This window comes from Actinosynnema sp. NPDC037264 (genome assembly GCF_055603705.1).
The window spans coordinates 13070-32753 of sequence record NZ_JBVJVK010000050.1 but is presented as its reverse complement, the minus strand read 5'-3'; the positions used below and the strand labels follow the sequence as shown (position 1 = coordinate 32753).

The 19684-nt window shown below is 71.9% G+C and carries 12 protein-coding genes and 1 tRNA gene; 5 read left to right on the top strand and 8 right to left on the bottom strand.

Features of this window, described 5'->3' with window-relative positions; genetic code table 11:
* Positions 1 to 69: 69 nt before the first annotated feature.
* The 6 genes from ACZ7GX_RS35275 to ACZ7GX_RS35250 form a co-directional block, all read right to left on the bottom strand.
* The gene (locus tag ACZ7GX_RS35275) at positions 70 to 4404 is read right to left on the bottom strand and encodes a hypothetical protein (RefSeq protein WP_498783282.1); all 4335 of its coding nucleotides are present in this window, start codon (positions 4402 to 4404) and stop codon (positions 70 to 72) included.
* Between the two features lie 31 nt (positions 4405 to 4435).
* Positions 4436 to 5407: a ribose-phosphate diphosphokinase gene (locus tag ACZ7GX_RS35270; RefSeq protein ID WP_498783340.1), complete on the bottom strand. Its 972-nt coding sequence runs from the start codon at positions 5405 to 5407 to the stop codon at positions 4436 to 4438.
* 13 nt (positions 5408 to 5420) lie between these two features.
* Positions 5421 to 6899 carry a bifunctional UDP-N-acetylglucosamine diphosphorylase/glucosamine-1-phosphate N-acetyltransferase GlmU gene (gene glmU, locus ACZ7GX_RS35265; RefSeq protein WP_498783280.1) on the bottom strand — a complete coding sequence of 493 codons (1479 nt, stop codon included), beginning with the start codon at positions 6897 to 6899 and terminating at the stop codon, positions 5421 to 5423.
* Positions 6900 to 6966: 67 nt separating this feature from the next.
* Positions 6967 to 8613 (bottom strand): GGDEF domain-containing protein, encoded by a 1647-nt coding sequence (locus ACZ7GX_RS35260; RefSeq protein WP_498783278.1) that lies wholly within the window; start codon positions 8611 to 8613, stop codon positions 6967 to 6969.
* A gap of 91 nt (positions 8614 to 8704) precedes the next feature.
* A tRNA-Gln gene (locus ACZ7GX_RS35255) sits at positions 8705 to 8775 on the bottom strand.
* A 306-nt stretch (positions 8776 to 9081) separates the two neighbouring features.
* Complete coding sequence (locus ACZ7GX_RS35250) at positions 9082 to 10227, bottom strand: alpha/beta hydrolase family protein (protein ID WP_498783277.1); 1146 nt, start codon at positions 10225 to 10227, stop codon at positions 9082 to 9084.
* A gap of 155 nt (positions 10228 to 10382) precedes the next feature.
* Between ACZ7GX_RS35250 and ACZ7GX_RS35245 the strand changes: the two genes are divergently transcribed.
* Positions 10383 to 11342, top strand: coding sequence for an acyl-CoA desaturase (locus ACZ7GX_RS35245; protein WP_498783275.1), 960 nt, complete (start codon positions 10383 to 10385; stop codon positions 11340 to 11342).
* A 117-nt stretch (positions 11343 to 11459) separates the two neighbouring features.
* Positions 11460 to 12053, top strand: a complete 594-nt coding sequence (locus tag ACZ7GX_RS35240) for a TetR/AcrR family transcriptional regulator (protein WP_053719425.1) — start codon at positions 11460 to 11462, stop codon at positions 12051 to 12053.
* Between the two features lie 25 nt (positions 12054 to 12078).
* Here the strand turns inward: ACZ7GX_RS35240 and ACZ7GX_RS35235 are convergent, their stop codons facing one another.
* Both ACZ7GX_RS35235 and ACZ7GX_RS35230 read right to left on the bottom strand, forming a co-directional pair.
* Positions 12079 to 13203: a PQQ-dependent sugar dehydrogenase gene (locus ACZ7GX_RS35235; RefSeq protein ID WP_498783273.1), complete on the bottom strand. Its 1125-nt coding sequence runs from the start codon at positions 13201 to 13203 to the stop codon at positions 12079 to 12081.
* A gap of 109 nt (positions 13204 to 13312) precedes the next feature.
* On the bottom strand, positions 13313 to 13843 hold the full coding sequence (locus tag ACZ7GX_RS35230) for a DUF4291 domain-containing protein (protein WP_498783271.1): 531 nt from the start codon (positions 13841 to 13843) through the stop codon (positions 13313 to 13315).
* 155 nt (positions 13844 to 13998) lie between these two features.
* Between ACZ7GX_RS35230 and mfd the strand changes: the two genes are divergently transcribed.
* The 3 genes from mfd to ACZ7GX_RS35215 are packed head-to-tail and all read left to right on the top strand — an operon-like array spanning position 13999 to position 19422.
* A complete protein-coding gene (mfd, locus tag ACZ7GX_RS35225; protein ID WP_498783269.1) occupies positions 13999 to 17562 on the top strand; it encodes a transcription-repair coupling factor in 3564 nt (1187 codons plus the stop codon).
* Positions 17563 to 17575: 13 nt separating this feature from the next.
* The gene (locus ACZ7GX_RS35220; protein WP_498783267.1) at positions 17576 to 18511 is read left to right on the top strand and encodes a SurA N-terminal domain-containing protein; all 936 of its coding nucleotides are present in this window, start codon (positions 17576 to 17578) and stop codon (positions 18509 to 18511) included.
* Entirely contained in the window at positions 18508 to 19422 is a 915-nt protein-coding gene (locus tag ACZ7GX_RS35215; protein ID WP_498783265.1) for a nucleoside triphosphate pyrophosphohydrolase, read from the top strand. The genes ACZ7GX_RS35220 and ACZ7GX_RS35215 overlap by 4 nt, the downstream gene beginning before the upstream one ends.
* The last annotated feature ends 262 nt before the right edge of the window (positions 19423 to 19684 follow it).

Sequence of the window (19684 nt, the reverse complement as noted above, 5' to 3'; positions counted from 1 at the left end):
CAACCTGGCCAGTGTAGGCCGACTCTCGGGACGGGGCCTAATCGGGGTTGCCAACGCGCCGATCCGGCACTAGGCCGGGCCACTCGCCCGCTCGATGACGGCGAGTTCGCCCAGGATCGCCGGGAGCGCTTCCGGGACCATCCGGCAGAGGGCGCGGATGCTCGACGTCCAGTCCAACACCCGTCCCTCGGACGCGAGGACGCGGGCCAGCAGGCGTCGCCCTGGCCCTGGTTCGACGGCGTCGACCAGGTGCAACGCCCTGGTCGGCTCGTCGGCTGTGGTAATCGAGTCGACGAGGGCACCCGCGCGGTCCGGGTCGCCCGACTTGAGCAACGCCGAGGCGACGGCGGCGAGTGCGTCGCCACGCCACCACGGATCCGCGATCGACCAGGCGAGTTGGTGCGCCCGGTCGTGGTCGCCGAACGCTATGACGGCTTCGGTCACCGCCACGAGCGCTGTCGCTTCGGCATGCGCCTCGCTCGCCGAACGGGCCGCGGCCTCGGCACGGTCCAGCAACAGCTCCGCCCGGTCGAGGTTGCCTGCGGCCACCATCGCGGTGATCACCTTTGTGATCTGCCGGCTGGAGCGCCCAGACTCGATCAGCGAGAGGACGATCGCCTCGGCCCGGTCGAGGTCACCGGCTCTGATGGCGGCATCCGCCACCCGGCCGGTCATGTCGTCGCGGGAGTAGCGCGTGGTGATGGAGCCGGCCAGCGTCTCGGCCCGGTCGAGGTCGCCGGACGCGATCGCGATCTCGACGGTCAACTCGGCCGCTGTCTCCCGGTGGTCGGCCTCCCAACCGGCGACGAGTTCCGCCGCCCGGTCGAGGTCCCCGGTGGCGATCGCCGCGCGGACCACGTTGGCGACCGCGAACCGCTGACGTGCCGGCTGGGGGATTCGGGCGACAAGGCCCGCCGCCCGCTCCAGGTCACCGTCGAGGATCACGTCCCGCACGAGCGACTCCAGCAGGTGGCTGCGGTAGTCCGGGTCCGGGATGGAGAGGGCCAGTTCCTCGGCGCGTTCGAAGTCGCCGTCGGCCGCCGCAGCGTGGACCCGTGACGCGGCCGTCTGGTTGTCCTGCTCCGGCTCCGCCGAACCGTGTCGTCGAGTTCGCAGGCGGTACGTGTCCGATGTTCGCCCGAGTGCCCCGCTGCGGAAGATGGGCTCGATCACCGAGTAGGCGAGCGCTTCCGCTTCGGCGCCCCGACCCGCCGCGCCGAGGTGCCGGACGAGAGCGGAAATCGCGTCGTCGCGTCCGAAGAGGTTCGTGATGCCCAACGCGGCGGCCTTGGCCTTGTCGAGCAGCACGTCGGCGCGTTCGGGATCGTTTTGACGCGTGGCGGTGGACAGGGTGGCCAGCACTTTGCTGCGGCTGCCCGGCTCAGCGATGGAGTCCGCCATGGCCTCGGCCTGCCCGATGTCGCCGGTTCGGACCACTTCGTCGATCAACGCGGCCAGCACCCGGCTCTGACGGGTGGCGTCGGCGGCGCGTCGCGCGACGGCGGTGGCCTGGTGAAGCGCCCGCCGCGCCGTCTTCACGTCGCCGCGCCCGGTCGCTGCCCTGATGACGGCGGCGAGCGCCCAGCCCCGGTACCCGGGTGTCGAGATCGACTCGGCGAGCGCCTCGGCCTGGTCGAGGTCGCTGTCGACCAGGGCCCGCGTCACCAGGACGAACGCTCGGTCCCGGGAGTCGGCGTCGATGATCGAACCGGCCAGGCGCCGTACCCGGTCGACCTCACCGACCGCGATCCCGGCCTGGACCACCGCGTGCAGCGCCCAGCTCTGTGCGCTCGCGTCCGGCAGGGCGCGGGCGGCGGTCTCGGCCCGCGCGAAGAGCCGTTCGACCCGATCCCGGTCGTCGGCGGCGATCGCTGCGCGCAGCGCCCACGCCAACGCCTGGCTGTAGCGGATCGGGTGACCGGTGAACTCGACGAGCGCCTCGACCCGGTCGAGGTACCCGGCGGCCCGGTCGGCGGCCCCGAGGCCGAGCGTCGCTTCAGTCAGGGCGTGCAACGCCCGGCTGCGGTGCCGAACCTCGGTGATGCTGTCGGCCAGCGCGTCGGCGCGGTCGAGGTCGCCGGCTGTGATGGCCGCGTAGACCGCTGCGAGCAGCACGCGGCCCTGGTGCATGGCGGCCACCTCGGTGCCCAGGCTGCCCGTGCGGGTGAGGAAGTCGGCCTCTTCTTCCGGGTCATCGGTGCGGATCACCTCGCGCACCGCGGTGGTGAGCGACTGACCCGGGGCGGTGGCGTCGGTGGTCGACCGCGCGGTCGACAGGACCAAGTCGAACACCTGACCGGCCAAGACGTGCCCGGACACCGCCCCGGCCACGCGGACCAGGGAGTAGCCGCGTCGCGCGGTGTCCACGATCTGGTGCGCCGCGGCTGAAGCACGCTGGAGTTCGCCACGCTCGACCAGGCGGCGGACCACCGTGTCCAGCACCCGCCCTTGAGCCGCAGAGTCGGTGATCGACAACGCCAGGGCCTGCGCACGATCGAGGTCGTCGACCTCGACCTCGACCACGGCTTGCAGAGCTTGACCACGGCTGCGGGTGTCCTCGATCGAGCGGGCCAGGTCGGTCGCCCGCGCCAGGTCACCCCGCTCGGACTCGACCACGGCACGGAGCGCTTCGCCGCGGAACCGGCGGTCCGCGATCGACGCGGCCAGCCGTTCGGCGCCGAGGTGATCTCCGAGACGGATCATCGACCGGGACAGAGCCGCCATCGCCCTGCCTTGCCGATAGGCGTCCTTCACCAGCCGGAAGGTCCCTTCGGCCCGTGCGACCAGCGTTCGGGCCTGATCGAGGTCGCCACCTTCCACGGCCGCCTTGATGATCGACTCCAAAGCGTCACCGTAGTAGTCGATCCCACTGATGGCCGAGGCCAGGTCGACGGCGCGGTCCAGATCACCGAGTCGGATCACCGCTTCGACGGTCGTCCGCAACGCGCGGTCACGTTGGTTGCCTTCGCTGAACGAGGTCGCGAGCGCCTCGGCCCGGTCGACGTGACCGATGCCTGCCCAGAGCGAGGGCAGGTCGCGGGGAAGCCACTTGTTGCGGCCGGTGAGGTGGTCGCGGTGCACGGCCAGCTTGCTCATCGTGACCAGGTCCGGCTCCTCGGCGGCCAGCACGACCTGCTGCGTGGCGGCGAGCTCGGCCAGCGCCGCACCGTCGCCACCGGACAGCTCCAGCATGCGGTCGTGCCGGTTGGGGTCTGTGCAGCACCGAATCATCGAGTCCAGGTCACCGGCGGCGGTCAGCATCGCGAAGTAGCCCCGGAGCAGGTACTCCGGTGTCTCGGCGGGCCACTGCCGGTCGCGGTAGGTCCGGACCCAGTCGTGGATGCGGTCGCGGTACTCGCGCATGCGGCCGGGGCCGAGCATGTCGATGGCTTTCACGTGCAGGTCCTCATGGCCGAGGAGGTAGACGTCCGGTGACCGGTCCGGCGCGTAGTGGGCGTTGCGCCTGCTGAAGCTGCGGCCCGTCACCGCCCGCAAGTGGTCGTCCACGTCCCACTCCGACCAGCCCGTCAGCTCCGCCAGGTCGGCCGCGGTGAGGCCGCCGCCCGCCGCGGTGAGCAGGCCGAGCAGGTCCTGCTCGGTCGGCGAGCCGTGCAGCAGGCGCTTGAGCTCGCGTTCCATGTCGGCGCGTTCGGCCTGCGCGGCCGGTGACGTGGTCAGCGGCCGGACGACGTCCGGGTCGCGCAGCGGGTGGTGGTCGGGGACGTCGCTCGGGATCGGCGGGTTCGGGCGGCCGGCGACGACCACCCGCAGGCCCGCCGGCGGGGCGACCGGCAGCAGCGCCGCGATGCTGTGGGCGTCCGGGCCGGTCGTCACGCCGCGGTCCTCGTCGAGGCCGTCCACCAGCAGCACGAGGTGCTCGCCGCGGTCACGGCACGCCTCGGCGGCCTCGGTCAGCAGGCCGAGCAGGTGGGCCTCGCGGGTCGACTCGGTCAGCAGCGGCGGCAGGTCCTGCCCGAGGATCGTGACCAGCTGCTCCAACACGTTGTCGATGAACGCGTTGCGGTCGTTCTGGGCGGCCAGGCGGGCGGTGATGAAGAACGACACCACGCGGACGCCTGGCGGTGGGCTCAGCACGAACGTCGACATCAGCGCCGACTTGCCCGACCACGCCGGCGCACGCCACCAGCGGTAGGGAGTGGGAGAGGACGTGCTGAACGAGGCCAGGTCGGCCAGCTCGGCCTCACGACCGATCAACTTCGGCGGCGCGATCCGCCGCACCTGCTCCCGGTACCTGGTCTTCACCGGGGCGCCGGTCACCAGGTTCACGTCGCCGTGCACGACGCCGATCTGTGCGACCGGGCCGTGCACGGTTCCCGACACCGAGTTGGACGTCGAAGGGCCCGGCACGTCGCGCGTGCCGGGCCCTTCGCGTTCGAGCGCCATCCGGGGATCATCCCGCAGGGCGCGCGGGGTGTCAGGCGTTGCCGTCGAACAGCGAGGTCACCGAGCCGTCCTCGAAGACCTCCTGGATCACGCGCGCCAGCAGCGGCGCGATCGGGAGGACGGTCATGGCGTCGAAGCGCTTCTCCGCCGGGATCGGGAGGGTGTCGGTGAACACCACTTCACGGGCGCCGCAGTCGCGCAGCCGCTCGATGGCCGGGCCGGACAGGACCGGGTGGGTGGCGGCGATGACGACGTCCGACGCGCCCTCGGACAGGAGCTGGTCCACCGCCTTGGTGATCGTGCCGCCGGTGTCGATCATGTCGTCGATCACGACGCACAGCCGGCCCTCGACCTGGCCGACGACCCGGTTGGCGACGACCTCGTTCGGCCGCAGCGGGTCGCGGGTCTTGTGGATGAACGCGATCGGAGTGCCGCCGAGGGTGTCCGCCCACTTCTCGGCCAGCTTGGTGCGGCCGGCGTCGGGCGAGACGACGGTGATCTCGCGGCCCGCGTACTTGGCCTTGATGTGCTCGGCCAGCAACGGCATGGCCCACAGGTGGTCCACCGGGCCGTCGAAGAAGCCCTGGATCTGCGCGGTGTGCAGGTCCACGGCCACCAGGCGGTCCGCGCCCGCGGTCTTGAACAGGTCCGCGACCAGGCGGGCCGAGATCGGCTCGCGGCCGCGGTGCTTCTTGTCCTGCCGCGCGTAGGGGTAGAACGGCATGATCACGGTGATGCGCTTCGCGGACGCGCGCTTCAGCGCGTCCACCATGATCAGCTGCTCCATCAGCCACTGGTTGATGGGCGCGCAGTGGGACTGGATCACGAACGCGTCGCAGCCGCGCACGCTCTCCTCGAACCTCACGAAGATCTCGCCGTTGGCGAAGTCGTACGCCGACTGCGGGGTCACCGACACGTTCAGGTGCTTGGCCACCTGCTCGGTCAGCTCGGGGTAGGCCCGCCCGCCGAAGAGCATCAGGTTCTTCTTGGGTGTCCCGGCCATCGTGGGGTTCACGTCAGCGCCCTTCATCGGTTGTGCCTGCATTCTCGGGCGTCAGAGCGCGCTCCGCCGCTTCGGCCGAAGGCGTGCCCGCACGGCGGGACACCACCCATCCGTCCAGGTTGCGCTGGGGTCCGCCGGACACGGCCAGCGCGCCGGGCGGCACGTCGCGCCGCACCACGGTCCCCGCGCCGGTGTACGCGCCGTCGCCGACGGTGACCGGCGCGACGAACATGTTGTCCGAGCCGGTGCGGCAGTAGGACCCGATCGTGGTCCGGTGCTTGTGCACGCCGTCGTAGTTCACCGTGACGCTGGCCGCGCCGATGTTGGAGTGCTCGCCGATGGTCGTGTCACCGATGTAGCTCAGGTGCGGCACCTTGCTGCCGGCGCCGATGTCGGAGTTCTTCGTCTCCACGAAGGTGCCGATCTTGCCGCGCTCGCCGAGCCGGGTGCCCGGCCGCAGGTAGGCGAACGGGCCCACGGACGCGCCCGCGCCGATCTCCGCGCCGGAGCCGTGCGTGCGCACCACGGTCGCGCCCGCGCCGATCACGCACGCCGACAGCGTGGTGTCCGGGCCGACGACCGCGCCCTCGCCGACGGTGGTGCCGGCCCGCAGCTGCACGTTCGGCTCGATCAGCACGTCCCGCTCCAGCCGCACGTCGGCGTCCAGCCACGTGGTGGCCGGGTCGACGACGGTCACGCCCGAGCGCATCGCGGCCTCCACCAGCCTGCGGTTCAGCTCGGCGCCCAGCCTGGCCAGCTGCACGCGGTCGTTCACGCCCTCGACCAGCCAGGCGTCCGACGTCACCAGCGCGCCCACGCGCCGGCCGTCGCCGCGCGCGATGGTCAGCACGTCGGTCAGGTACAGCTCGCCCTGCGCGTTGTCGGTGGACAGCCGGGACAGCCCGTCGCGCAGCACGGCCGCGTCGAACGCGTACACCCCGGAGTTGATCTCGGTGATCTCCCGCTGCTCGGGCGTGGCGTCCTTCTGCTCCACGATGCCCTCGACCGAGCCGTCCGCGGACCGAACGATCCGCCCGTACCCGGCGGGGTCGGCCACCACGGCGGTCAGCACGGTGACGGCGTTGCCGCGCGCGCCGTGCTCGGCGAGCAGGCCGCGCAACGTGTCGGAGTCCAGCAGCGGCACGTCGCCGTAGGTCACCACGACCGTGCCGCCGAGGTCGGCGGGCAGCTCGGCGAGCCCGCAGCCGACCGCGTGCCCGGTGCCCTTCTGCTGCTCCTGCACCGCCACGGTGACCTTGCGGTCCAGCGCGGTGGACAGGCTGTCGAGGTGGTCGGCGACCGCGGCGCGGCCGTGGCCGACCACGACGGCGAGGTGGTCCGGGTCCGTCCCGGCGGCGGCGCGCACGGCGTGCTCCACCAGGGAACGACCCGCGACGCGGTGCAAGACCTTCGGGGTGGCTGAGCGCATGCGGGTGCCTTCACCCGCTGCGAGGACGATCGTGCTGACTGGGGTGGGGACACCCTCGAGCATCAGCGCTCTCCCTAGCTGAGTGCGTGCCTTCAGCGGGAGGGGCCTGGCTTCCCGCCAGGTGCCGATACTAAGCCTCCGAGGAGGGCTCTACTTCCACGGCCGCAACCTGGCAGCCACCTCGGCGCTTCGCGGCGTACATCGCCGAGTCGGCTCGGGCGAGGGCCGCGTGGGCCGCCTCGCGCGGGCGCACGGAGATCACGCCCACCGACAGCGTGACCCCCCTGGACAGGTCGGAAGGCAGTGCGGCGACGGCATCCACGGCTCGGGCGAGGGCCGCTTCGGCGGCGTGCAGGGGCGCGCCGGGCAGCAGCACGACGAACTCGTCGCCGCCGTAGCGGGCCACCAGGTCGTCACCCCGCAACGCCTGGCGCAGTGTGCTCGCAATCACGCGGAGGACGTCGTCACCCTCGGCGTGCGAGTGCTTGTCGTTGACGACCTTGAACCCGTCGAGGTCGACCAGCGCGATGGCCATCGGGTGGGTCTGGGCGTTGATCAGCGCGGCCAGCCGGTCGTCGAGCGCGCGGCGGTTCGGCAGCCCGGTCAGCGGGTCCTGCAACGCCTGCTGCGCGATCGCGCCGTGCGCCCGCGTCAGCCGTTCGTGGTCGCGCCGGGTGAGCAGGGTGGCGGTGCGCGCCTCCTGCATCAGCCACAGCTCCACCTCCAGCGCGTTGGCGTAGGTCTGCAACGCCGAGATGGTGCGCTCGCCGTGCGGGCCGGACATCCGGGCGTACTCCCGGGTCAGGCACAGCATCAGGGTCGGCTCGGACGTGTCGTGCTCCAGCCGGTCCTGCGCGTCGTGCAGCACCTGCAACGCCTGCTGCGGCAGCTCCTCCATCTCCAGGCAGCGGGCCAGCGCGATCGACACGATGATCAGCTCGCGGGCGTACATGGCCAGCTCGCGCAACGCCCACAGCCGCGCGATGTGCTCCGCGCCGGGCTTGGCCAGCGCGTGCGCCGCGCCGATCACCGGCACCTGCTCGGCGGCGGTGCGGTCGCGCCTGCCGGGGTGCAGCGACTCGCGGAACGGACCCTCGACGGCGGTGGCGATGGCCGACGCGGTGGCGAACCGCTCGGCGGCCTCCTCGAAGTTGTCCACCCGCTCCAGCCGCAGGCCCCAGCCGATCAGCAGCCGGGCCCGGTTGACCAGGTGGACGTAGATCTGGTGCGGGTTGGCGCTGTCCCGGATCGCGTTGTGCGCCCGCGCCAGCACCTCGTCGGCCATCTCGTAGACGCCGAGCTGGGTGAGCACGAGCCCGGTCGACTGCAACGCCGAGGCGAGCAGCCGGTCCCAGGTGCGCTTGTCGATCATCGGGTCGGGGCTGAGGTCCTCCTCCAGCATCGCGAGGCCCGCGGCGACCTCGGTCAGCGCCTTGTCCTCGAACCCGCCGAGCAGGTAGCGCCGCCCGCGCAGGGCGTGCGCCTCCGCCTCCAGCACCAGCAGGCCGTGCCGGCGGCAGTGCGCCAGCATCTCGTCCAGGACGGAGTCGGAGAGGTCGACCAGGCCGGGGGTGACGATCCGGACCACCGCGGCCGCGCGCAGCAGCTGGCCGACGATCCGCGGCTCGCCGCGGCCCTGCGCCTCGGCCAGGATCTCGTCGACCTCGTGCGCCGCGTCGAGCTGGTCGGACAGGTGGCTGCTCTGGGCCACGGCCACGAGCTCACTCGCGCGGCCGACCAGCCACGCGTCGGACATCTCGTGGAGCGCCGGCGCCACGTTGTCCTGCTCGTCGACCGCTTCCTCGTGCAGCGACTCACACCCCCATGCAGACGCAGGGCGGCCGGGGCCCTCGTGGCCCGGCCCCTCGCTCCGCCACCAGGATTCGAACCTGGACCATCGGAACCAAAATCCGAGGTGCTGCCTTTACACCATGGCGGAACGGTCGAGGCTCGCCCCGACCGCGCGAACACATGTTGTCACGAGTCTCCCTCGAAGGTCAGCACCACCACTCAAGTGGCGGCAAGCCCACCGTGACTCGATCATGACACTGCGTGTTTATGCACGTCAGAGCGGCGGACGACGTGGCCTACATCACGGCTGGGTGAACTTCTCGCCGCTTCGGGTCGACGCTCGGCGGCCTCGCCGGGAGGTCTTCCGGCCCCTGTTCGCCACGATTTCGGGCGAAACAATCACCCGCTTAACTACCTTGTGTAGTCGTACGGGCACAAGCAGATGCCCGTCGCGCTACCGAATCGCGTCGACCGAGTCGAGGAACTCCGTCAGCGCGCGGTCGTAGGCCTCCGGGTCGACGTTCCACGCCGCCGTGTGCTCGGCCGCGGGCACCTCCACGTACCGCATCGGCCAGTCGAGCCGGTCCGCCGCCGCGGCCAGGTCGCGCGAGGCCTGCACGGGCACGGTGCCGTCCGCGCCGCCGTGGAACAGCAGCGTCGGCGGCCTGCGCGCGGGCGGGTGGTCGAGCAGGTCGAAGCGGGTGAACTCCAGGTCGACCCGCCAGTCCGAGACCAGCTCCGCGATCGGCGCCAGCTGCACCGGCACGCCCCGGTTGCGCGACTGCAGCTCCAGCGTCTTCGTCCAGCTCACGACGGGTGCGTCGAGCACGACCGCGGCCACGTCGCCCGCCTCCGCCGAGCGGCCGAGGAACTGGCCGACGATCGCGCCGCCCATCGACCACCCGTACAGCACGACGCTGCGCGCGCCGTGCTCGCGGGCGTACCGGACGGCCGCCTCCACGTCGCGCCACTCCGTGTCGCCGAGGTGGTAGAGGCCGTCGGGCGAGCGAGGCGCGCCCTCGTCATTGCGGTAGGTCACGGCGAGAACGGGTAGTCCCAGTTGGTGCAACGCAGGCATCACCCGCAGCGCCTCGGCCCTCGTGCCACCCCGACCGTGCACCGCGACGACCCACGTGTCCGACGTCGCGGGGACCAACCACGCGGGCGCGTCACCCAGTTCGGTCGGAATTCGCACATCCGTGTACTCCAGGTCGAGCGCGGTGGCGGGGTCCGTGCTCCAGACCGACGTCTCCAGCCGCACCTGCGTGCCGTCCGCCGGGGCCTCGCCCTGCAACTCGCGCACCACCGTGCCCTCGGACCGGTGGGTCACCGGCCCGACCTTCGCGCCGCCGCCCGGCCACACGAGACCCCACGTGCCGGGGAGCACGGTGACCCTGGACTCCGCCAGCGCGACGGTCCCCGAAGCCGACGACGTGACCGTGTCGCGGTAGCCGGGGCGGGCGTTCTCCGGGTCGAGCAGCTGGCCGCTGTAGTACCAGCCGAACCCCAGCAGACCCCCGATGACCAGCAGGAACACCACCGCGAACGTGACCAGTGCGAGGCGGAGGCGGCGGCGGGCGCGGACGTTCGGTGACCCCATCACCGAATGATGCCCCCACCGTGATCGACACGCCCGACTTCCTGAGAACACGCCGTGACTTTGGCCCCGCCTATGGCGGCACGAGGTTGGCCTAACTTACGCTGCCGTAAGTTACGGTTCCGTAGGTAGCCCCGAGCACACAACGAGGTACATGTATGACCAGCACCCTGGAGAGCAGGTCCACGCCGCAAGGTCCCGAGGATCGTGGACCCAAGCCGATGATCGAAGGGCGACGGGGACACGTCGAGCAGTTCGGCGTGTACGTGTTCGTCATCGTGCCGTTCCTGGCTCTGCTCGCGGCCGTTCCGCTCGCTTGGGGTTGGGGCCTGGGCTGGGTGGACGTCGCGCTGTTCGTGGCCTTCTACTACCTGGCCGGCCTCGGCGTGACGATCGGGTTCCACCGGTACTTCACGCACGGCTCGTTCAAGGCGAACCGCGCGCTCAAGATCGGCTTGGCGATCGCGGGCATGATGGCGCTGCAGGGCCCGGTGATCGTCTGGGTCGCCGACCACCGCCGCCACCACGCGTTCTCCGACCGCGAGGGCGACCCGCACTCGCCGTGGCTGTTCGGCCGCGGGCCGGTCGCGCTGGCCAAGGGCTTCTGGCACGCCCACATGGGCTGGCTGTTCGACCGCGACAAGACCAACGCGGAGCGCTTCGCGCCGGACCTGCTGGCCGACAAGGACCTGGTCCGGATCGACAAGCTGTTCCCGCTGTGGACCGCGATCAGCCTGCTCGCGCCCGCCGTGCTCGGCGGTCTGATCACCATGTCGTGGGCCGGCGCGCTCTCGGCGTTCTTCTGGGCCGGTCTGGTCCGGGTCGCGTTCCTGCACCACGTGACGTGGTCGGTCAACTCGATCTGCCACATGGTGGGCGACCGCCCGTTCGCCGCGCGCGACCGCTCCGCGAACGTGTGGGCGCTGGCGATCCTGAGCTTCGGCGAGTCGTGGCACAACCTGCACCACGCCGACCCGACGTGCGCGCGGCACGGCGTCAAGCGCGGTCAGATCGACACCTCCGCGCGGCTGATCTGGCTGTTCGAGAAGTTCGGCTGGGCGACCAACGTGCGCTGGCCGAACCAGCAGCGGTTGGCCCGCATCAGCGCCAAGAAGTAGAAGCGGTCGGGCAAGCGACCACCTGCCCCTCGCGACTCACGCGGGGGGCAGGTGTTTAGGGTGGTCTGGGTGGCGGGGAGACGGCGCGGCGACGGGGCACCGGTGCCGCGCGTGCGGATGACGGGCAAGGAGCGGCGCGAGCAACTGCTCGACGTGGCCCGGGCGTTGTTCGCCGAGAAGGGCTTCGAGGTCACCTCCATCGAGGAGATCGCGCACCGGGCGGGCGTGTCCAAGCCCGTGGTGTACGAGCACTTCGGTGGCAAGGAAGGCATCTACGCGGTCGTGGTGGACCGCGAGATGCAGTACCTCATGGACCACATCGTCAACGCCCTGTCCGGCGGGCACCCGCGTGAGCTGCTGGAACAGGCGGCGTGCGCGTTGCTGGACTACATCGAGGGCTCGACGGACGGCTTCCGGATCCTGGTGCGCGACTCGCCCGTGGCGTCCTCCACCGGCACGTTCTCGTCGTTGCTGAACGACATCGCGTCCCAGGTGGAGTCGATCCTGGGCCTGCACTTCTCCCGCCAGGGCTACGACCGCAAGCTGGCCGCGCTCTACTCGCAGGCGCTGGTGGGCATGGTGGCGCTGACCGGCCAGTGGTGGCTCGAGGTCCGCAAGCCGAAGAAGGACGAAGTGGCCGCCCACCTGGTCAACCTGGCCTGGAAGGGCCTGTCCCACATGGACCACAAACCCCGCCTGCGCACCCGCTGACCCCCGCGTGTCGAACGCGCGGAGGTCAGGGGTTGGGGTTGGTGATGCGGAGGAGCTTGTCGTCGGTGCCGTTCGAGGTGGTGACGTAGAGGGCGCCGTCGGGGGACAGTTCGGCGCCGCGCAGTCGGCCGTGGGTGCCGTCCAGCTCCGGCGGGATGGAGACGGAGTGGACGCCGCCCTCCTGGGTGACGGTGAACAGCAGGAGCTTCGAGCCCTTCAGGGCGGTGACGGCCAGCACGCCGTTCAGCGAGCCCCACTGGTCGCCGGAGAGGAACGCGGCGTCGCAGATCGCCTCCGTCGGACGGCCGGAGGACCACACGGCGGGCACGGCGTCCGGGAAGCGCTCCAGGTCCGTCATCGGCACGTCCTCGTCGTACCCGCCGACCGTGCCGCCCTGCGACGGGTCCCAGCCGTAGTTCGCACCCGGCTTGAGCACGTTCACCTCGTCGTCCACCGACGGCCCGTGCTCGGCGGTGAACACCATCCCGTCCTGCCGCACGGCCACGCCCTGCACGTTGCGGTGCCCATAGGTGTAGATCCGGTCGCCGAACGGGTTGCCCGCCACGCCCTCGCCGGTCGCGAGGTCGACCCGCAGCACCTTGCCGCCGAGGCTGGACCGGTCCTGCGCCACGTCGCCGCGCGCGGTGTCCCCGGTGCCGACGAGCAGGTTGCCGTCGCGGTCCAGCGCCATCCGGCACCCCGAGTGGCGTCCGCTCGACGCCGTCGGCAGCCCCGAGAGCAAAGGGTCCTTCACCCTCGTCGCCCTCGTGCCGTCCAGCTCCCACGTCACCAGCCGCACGTCCGAGGACGTGTTGAAGCACGTGGTGAACCGACGGCTGGTCGCGAAGTCCGGGTGCACGACCAGGCTCATCAGCCCGCCCTCGCCCCGCGCCTCCACGTCACCGAGTTCGGCCTCCACGTCGCTCACCCGACCGTCCGCGACCAGCGCGATCCGCCCCGGCCGCTGCGGCACGAGCATCCGCCCGTCGGGCAGGAACCCCACGTCCCACGGGTGGCTCAGCCCGGAGGCGACCACCTCGACCTTCAGCCCTTCGGGAGTGGTCGTCGAGGGCGCGCTGCCACCGGAGCCCTCCGCCGAACACGCCGCGCACGCGGCCAGCACCGCGGCGAACCCGACAAACCGACGCATGACGCCCAGCATGGCAACCCCCGTGTGTGCTCCCCGTTCACGCGACCCGGTCACGCGCCCCTCGAAGCGTCCCCTCGAAGCGACCCGTCGACGGCCCGTCACTGACCCGTCACCCGCCGGGCATCGGGTAAGGCCGTTCCACCGGCAGCAACGCCCGCGCCCCGTCCAGGTCGCCGGCACGCACCAGCGCGTGCACCTCGTGCGCCAGCGGCGTCACGTCCGTCAGCCCCACGACCCACTCGTCCACGTACCGCCGCGACGCCTCACCGGCCAGCCCCAGCTGCAACGACCGGTGCGGCAGCGCGCCCAGCCGCAGGCTCCGCTCCGGGTCCCACTGCACCCGCACGTCCGGCTTCCGCCCGATCCCCTCGTCGCTCGGCACGGCCGACCGCACCGCCCAGTCGAACCCCGATCGGGTGATTCGCACGGCCAGCACGCACTCCTGGTCCGGCTTCGTCCCCCACCCGGACCGGTACATCATCCAGAGGAAAGACGGCTTGATCCACGTCATCCGCCCCGGTTTGAACGGCGGCACGAACCGCCCCGCCGCCAGTGCGGGAACGGCGATGGCGGGGGAGTACGCCTGGTACACGGTGATGTGCCGATCGTCGTAGTCGGCCCTGATCTCTCTTTGCTCCACGTACCCAGCGTCACCTCGCCGTCAACCGAAATGACGGGGCACCCCGCCCGGAAGGGCCGTAGGCTGGCAGTCGAGCACCCCTCCGGTGGACGCGCGTCCTCGTCCAGTCCCGGGCAGGGGTCTGTCCGCGTTTGATCCCCCGGGGAGCCACCGCAATGCCCCAGCCCGGCCCGCTGTCCGGCCTGCTGACCGCTGTCCTGCCCGACAAGGCGCTGCGCGCCCTCGCCGACTCGGTCGGCGTGCCCGACCTCGAACTCGAAGGACCACCGGCGGCCCGGCCGCTGGTCGCGGCGGCCCTGTCCCAGCACGCGCCCGTCCTCGCGGTCACCGCGACCGGCCGTGAGGCCGACGACCTCAAGGCCGTGCTCTGCGACCTCATCGGGCACGAGCAGGTCGCCCTGTTCCCGTCCTGGGAGACGCTGCCGCACGAACGGCTGTCGCCGCGGGCCGACACGGTCGGCGCCCGGCTGGAGGTGCTGCGCCGCCTCGCCCACCCCGGCGAGCACCCGCTCAAGGTCGTCATCACCACGGTCCGCAGCCTCATCCAGCCGATGGCGCCCGGCCTCGGCGACCTCGAACCGGTGCACCTGGCCGTCGGCTCGGAGCACGACTTCGACGCGCTGCCGGCCAACCTGACCGAGATCGCCTACACCCGCGTCGACATGGTCGAGAAGCGCGGCGAGTTCGCGGTCCGCGGCGGCATCCTGGACATCTTCCCGCCGACCGCCGAGCACCCCCTGCGGGTCGAGTTCTGGGGCGACGAGGTCAGCGAGATCCGCCCCTTCGCGGTCGCCGACCAGCGGTCGCTGCCGGAGGAGGTCGCGGGCTTCATCGCGCCACCGTGCCGCGAGCTGCTGCTGACCCCGCAGGTGAAGGCCAAGGCCGCCGCGCTGGCCGAGGAGCACACGGCCGACGCCCACCTGCACGAGCTGCTGACCAAGATCGCCGAGGGCATCCCGTCGGAAGGCATGGAAGCCCTCATCCCCGCCCTGTGCGAAGGCGAGCTGCAGCTGCTCACCGACGTCGTCCCCGACGGCACGCACGTCGTGCTCAACGACCCGGAGAAGATCCGCGCCCGCGCCGCCGACCTCGTGCGCACCGGCCAGGAGTTCCTGGAGGCCTCCTGGATGGCCGCGGCGGGCGGCGGGCAGAGCCCCATCGACCTCGACTCCAGCGCCTACCACAGCCTCGCCGACGTGGCCGGGTCCGCGCGGGCCCAGGGCAGGCCCTGGTGGACGCTCAGCCAGCTCACCACCGAGGGCGAGGACGTCGTCCGGCTCGAGCTCAAGCAGGTCGAGGCCTACCAGGGCGACATCGACCGGGCGTTCGCCGACCTGCGCGCCCACACCGCCTCCGGCGGCACGGCGGTCCTCGTCGTCCCCGGCGCGGGCACGGCCCAGCGCGCCACCGAGCAGCTGCGCGAAGCCGACGTCGCCGTCGTGCTCCGGGACACCCTCGACACCCGGCCCAAGAAGGGCGCCGTCACCGTCGTGCGCGGCGCGCTGGAAGACGGCTTCTCGCTGCCCGAACTGGCCCTGGTCGTGCTCACCGAGACCGACCTCACCGGCGGCCGGCACGGCACGTCCACCAAGGACATGCGCCGCATGCCCAGCCGCCGCCGCAACGCGGTCGACCCGCTGGCCCTGCGGCCCGGCGACTACGTGGTGCACGAGCAGCACGGCATCGGCAAGTACGTCGAGATGGTGCAGCGCACCGTGGCCGGCGCGACCCGCGAGTACCTGGTCCTGGAGTACGGCTCCAGCAAGCGCGGCCAGCCCGGCGACCGGCTGTTCGTGCCCACCGACCAGCTCGACGAGATCTCCCGCTACGTCGGCGGCGAGCTGCCCACGCTGAACAAGCTCGGCGGCAGCGACTGGAAGAACACCAAGGCCAAGGCGAAGAAGGCGGTCAAGCAGATCGCCGCCGAGCTGGTCCAGCTCTACGCCGCCCGCCAGGCCGCGCCCGGGCACGCGTTCGCGCCCGACACGCCGTGGCAGCGCGAGCTGGAGGACGCCTTCCCGTTCACCGAGACCCTCGACCAGATGGCCGCGATCGACGAGGTCAAGGCCGACATGCAGCGCACCGTGCCGATGGACCGGGTGATCTGCGGCGACGTCGGCTACGGCAAGACCGAGATCGCGGTGCGGGCGGCGTTCAAGGCGGTGCAGGACGGCAAGCAGGTCGTGGTGCTCGTGCCGACCACGCTGCTCGCCCAGCAACACCTGAACACGTTCACCGAGCGGATGCGCGCGTTCCCGGTGACCATCAAGGGCCTGTCCCGGTTCACCGACGCCCAGGAAGCCGAGCAGACGATCACCGGCCTGGCCGAGGGCGAGGTCGACATCGTCATCGGCACGCACCGGCTGCTGCAGAAGAGCCTGCGCTACAAGGACCTCGGCCTCGTGATCGTCGACGAGGAGCAGCGGTTCGGCGTCGAGCACAAGGAGCACATCAAGGCCCTGCGCACGCACGTCGACGTGCTCACGATGTCCGCCACGCCGATCCCGCGCACCCTGGAGATGTCGCTGGCCGGCATCCGCGAGATGTCGACCATCCTCACCCCGCCCGAGGAGCGGCACCCGATCCTGACCTACGTCGGCTCCTACGACGACAAGCAGGTCGCCGCCGCCATCCGCCGCGAGCTGCTGCGCGACGGCCAGGTGTTCTTCGTGCACAACCGCGTGTCCTCGATCGAGCGCGCCGCCCGGCACATCCGCGAGCTGGTCCCCGAGGCCCGCGTGATCACCGCGCACGGCCAGATGAACGAGGACAAGCTCGAGAAGATCATCCAGGGCTTCTGGGAGAACGAGTACGACGTGCTCGTCTGCACCACCATCGTCGAGACCGGCCTGGACATCTCCAACGCCAACACCCTCATCGTCGAGCGCGGCGACCTGCTGGGCCTCGCCCAGCTGCACCAGCTTCGCGGACGCGTCGGCCGCGGCCGGGAACGCGGCTACGCCTACTTCCTCTACCCGCCCGAGGCGCCGCTGACCGAGACCGCGCACGACCGGCTCGCCACCATCGCCCAGAACACCGAGCTCGGCGCGGGCATGGCCGTGGCCATGAAGGACCTGGAGATCCGCGGCGCCGGCAACATCCTCGGCGCCGAGCAGTCCGGCCACATCGCGGGCGTCGGCTTCGACCTGTACGTGCGGCTGGTCGGCGAGGCCGTCGAGGCGTTCCGCAAGCACGCGGGCGCCGACGGCGAGGCCGAGGAGGAGCTGGCCGAGGTCCGCGTCGACCTGCCCGTCGACGCGCACATCCCGCACGACTACGTGCCCGGCGAGCGGCTCCGGCTGGAGGCCTACCGCAAGATCGCCGCCGCGAGCGACGCCGAGGCGCTGCAGAGCGTGTGGGACGAGCTGAAGGACCGCTACGGCACCCCGCCGCTGCCCGTCGAACGGCTGCTCGCGGTGGCCCGGTTCCGGCAGACGTGCCGCGCCCACGGCGTCACCGAGGTCGCCACCCAGGGCCAGACGATCCGCTTCGCGCCGCTGGAGCTCAAGGACAGCCAGCTCGTGCGGCTGCGCCGGCTGTTCCCGAAGGCGGTCTACAAGCAGGCCGCGCACACCGTCAGCGTGCCCCGGCCGACGGAGGGCGCGGCCGGCGGCCGGATGGGCGCACCGCAGTTGCGTGATCAGGAATTGCTGGATTGGTGCGCGCACTTCCTGGAGTCTTTGGCGGGGACTCCCGTGAGCGGCGTCACGAGGACGTGAGAAGGTACTGGTCGTGAGGACTGTGCAGAGGCGCTTCACCCTGATCGGCGCGGCGGTGGCACTCCTGGTCGCGGGCTGCGGCACGGGGCCCGGCCACGTCGGCTCGGCCGCGATCGTCGGCGACACCGTGCTGCCGTTGCAGCAGGTGCAGCAGCGGCTGGACGTCGTGCTCAAGAAGGAGCCCGAGGCCCAGAAGCTGCACGACCAGCGCAAGCTCGACCAGGTCGCCCGGCAGCTGGTGACCCTGGGCGTGCAGCACGAGCTGATCGAGCAGGCGGCCCGGCGCGAGGGCGTTTCGGTGTCCGAGGAGGCCGTGACCGAGTCGGTCGAGCAGGCCGGCGGCGCGGAACTGGCCTCGCAGAACACCGTGTACGACGCGGCGACGTTCCGCGAGCGGGCCAGGGACCAGCTGCTGCTGGTCGAGCTGGCGCGCAAGTACGTGGACCGGATGGAAGTCACGTTCGACTACTTCTTCACCAAGGACAACGCGGACGCGATCGCGAAGGCCAAGCAGGTCGCGGCCGACCCGGCGAAGATGGCCGAGTTCGTGGCCGACGCGCCTTCCGGCACCCAGGGCCAGACCCTGTCCAAGGAGGGCCAGCGGGTGCGGTCGGCCGAGTCGCCGCAGGCCGCCCAGTCGCCGTTGTTCGGCGTGCCGGCGGGCACCGTGGTGGCGTTCGCGCCGGACCCGAGCAGCGCGCAGTGGATCGTGGCCTACGTGACCGACCGCAAGACCGACGTGCGGCCGTCCGGCGAGTCGTCCACCGAGCAGTTGACGCCGCAGCTGCTGGAGCAGATCGGCCTGCGGCTCGTGCAGACGCTGGCCGGCGACCCCGAGATCGAGGTCAACCCGCGCTACGGCCTGTGGGACGGCACCGCCATCTCGCTGGCGGCGAGCGAGGGTGAGATGAGCGGCTACCAGGCGCCGGTGCGGCAGAAGTCGCCGTGACCGTTGTCGTCGTAGGCACCGCCCCGGTTCTGCCCGCCGCCGCGCTACCCGCTCTGCGGGGCGCGGCGGCGGTGTACGCGGGGGAGGGCGTGGACGCGGCGCTGTGGTCGGCCGAGCCGGTGTCGGAGCTGGTCGCGGGTCCGTCGCTGGTGCTGATCACCACGAACCCGGACGAGCCCGCCGCGCTGGAGCTGATCTCGGCCGGGTCCGCCGTGATCCGCACCCCGGCCGTGCCGCTGCTGGACGCGGCGGCCGTGATGGACCGCCTGCGCTCGCCCGGCGGCTGCCCGTGGGACGCCGAGCAGGACCACAAGTCGCTGCGCCAGTACCTGGTCGAGGAGACCTACGAGCTGCTGGAGGCGATCGAGGACGGCGACCGGGCGTCGTTGCGCGAGGAGCTGGGCGACGTGCTGCTCCAGGTGCTGTTCCACGCTCGGATCGCGGCGGAGGACGCCGAGGAGCCGTTCGGGATCGACGAGGTGGCGGGCGACCTGGTGGCCAAGCTGGTCGGACGGCACCCGCACGTGTTCGCCGACCACGACCCGGCCGTGCACGACGCGACGTCCCAGCAGCACCGGTGGGAAGAGCTCAAGCAGGTCGAGAAGCAGCGCCAGTCCAGTGTGGACGGCGTGGCGAGCGGGCAGCCCGCGGTGGCGCTGGCGGGGAAGCTGGCGCAGCGGGTGGCGCGGGCCGGGTTCCCGGTGGACCTGCTGCCGGAGGGTGACGACGCGGGCACGACGCTGTTCGCGGTGGCGGCGCTGGCGAAGCTGGCCGGTGAGGACCCGGAGACGGAGCTGCGCGCGGTGGCGCGGCGGTTCGAGGTGAACGTGCGTGCGGCCGAGCGGTCGGCTCGCGCGGCGGGGCTCACCACCCTGACCGCCGCGGACTGGCGAGCCCACTGGCCCTCCTGAGCCCACCGGCCTGCCCGAGCCCGGCCCGAGCCCTGCTTGAGCCCGCCCGAGCCGCGCTTGAGCCCGCCTGCCCGAGCCCGCAAGGCCCAGGCCCCTGGGTGCTCCAGCGCTACCGCCTGCACCCTCCGCTGCCGCTCGGCTCCTCCCGCAACTCGCCCGCCAGTCCTCCCCGCCGCCGTGGCCGCCGTTTTTCCCGGCTAACGGGAGAAATGCGGTTCGGGTTGTCCCGGGTTGCAGGATTCGCCTGTCCGAGTGATCCGGT

Excerpts from the sequence above, each read along its gene's own strand:
- ACZ7GX_RS35275 (WP_498783282.1), bottom strand. The coding sequence starts at position 4,404 with ATGGCGCTCGAACGCGAAGGGCCCGGCACGCGCGACGTGCCGGGCCCT.
- glmU (WP_498783280.1), bottom strand. The coding sequence starts at position 6,899 with ATGCTCGAGGGTGTCCCCACCCCAGTCAGCACGATCGTCCTCGCAGCG.
- ACZ7GX_RS35270 (WP_498783340.1), bottom strand. The coding sequence starts at position 5,407 with ATGGCCGGGACACCCAAGAAGAACCTGATGCTCTTCGGCGGGCGGGCC.
- mfd (WP_498783269.1), top strand. The coding sequence starts at position 13,999 with ATGCCCCAGCCCGGCCCGCTGTCCGGCCTGCTGACCGCTGTCCTGCCC.
- ACZ7GX_RS35235 (WP_498783273.1), bottom strand. The coding sequence starts at position 13,203 with ATGCGTCGGTTTGTCGGGTTCGCCGCGGTGCTGGCCGCGTGCGCGGCG.
- ACZ7GX_RS35250 (WP_498783277.1), bottom strand. The coding sequence starts at position 10,227 with ATGGGGTCACCGAACGTCCGCGCCCGCCGCCGCCTCCGCCTCGCACTG.
- ACZ7GX_RS35240 (WP_053719425.1), top strand. The coding sequence starts at position 11,460 with ATGACGGGCAAGGAGCGGCGCGAGCAACTGCTCGACGTGGCCCGGGCG.
- ACZ7GX_RS35245 (WP_498783275.1), top strand. The coding sequence starts at position 10,383 with ATGACCAGCACCCTGGAGAGCAGGTCCACGCCGCAAGGTCCCGAGGAT.